The organism is Methylobacterium sp. WL116 (assembly GCF_008039455.1).
Classification (GTDB): domain Bacteria; phylum Pseudomonadota; class Alphaproteobacteria; order Rhizobiales; family Beijerinckiaceae; genus Methylobacterium.
In genome coordinates, this window is record NZ_VRUV01001000.1 from 1 (window position 1) to 779 (window position 779).

The 779-nt window shown below is 75.2% G+C and carries 1 protein-coding gene; it reads right to left on the bottom strand.

The annotated features are described in order from the left end of the window. Positions 1-19: 19 nt before the first annotated feature. Positions 20-779, bottom strand: a 760-nt coding sequence (locus FV223_RS29035; protein WP_246689863.1) for a methyl-accepting chemotaxis protein, incomplete at its 5' end; no start/stop codon positions are given.

Here is a 779-nt window from a genome sequence, read left to right on the forward strand (position 1 = left end):
CCGCCGCGGGGCCGGGCGGTCAGGCGGCGCGGACCGTCGCCAGGAAGCGGGCGACCTCCGCGGTCAGGTGCTCGGACTGGCGCGACAGCTCGGAGGCGGAGGCTAGCACCTGGCTGGCGGCCGCCCCGGTGTCCTCGGACGCGCGCGCCACGCCCGCGATGTTGCTCGTCACCTCGTTCGTCCCGCTGGACGCCTGCCCGACGTTGCGCACGATCTCCTGCGTGGCCGCGCCCTGCTGCTCGACGGCGGCCGCGATCGTCGTCGCCACCATGTCGATCTCGCGGATGCGCGCCGCGATCGAGCCGATCGCGTGCACGGCCTGCCCGGTGGCGCCCTGGATCTGGCCGATCTGGTCCGAGATCTCCTGCGTGGCCCGCGCGGTCTGGGCGGCGAGCTCCTTCACCTCGACGGCGACCACCGCGAAGCCGCGGCCGGCCTCCCCGGCCCGCGCCGCCTCGATCGTCGCGTTGAGCGCCAGCAGGTTGGTCTGGCTCGCGATGTTGGAGATCAGGCCGATCACGTCGCCGATCTTCCCGGCCGCGGCGCTAAGGTCCTGCACCAGGGCGGCGGTATCGTCGGCCTCGGCGACGGCGCGCTGCGCCAGGTCGGTCGATCCCGAGACCTGCCGGCCGATCTCCTGAACCGAGGCGCCGAGCTCCTCGGCGGCGGCGGCCACGGTGTTGACGTTGACGGCCGCCTCCTCGGCGGCGGCGGCCACCGTCGTCGACTGGCTGGCGGTCCCGGCCGCCGTGGCCGTCATGGTCCGGGCGGTGGCCTGC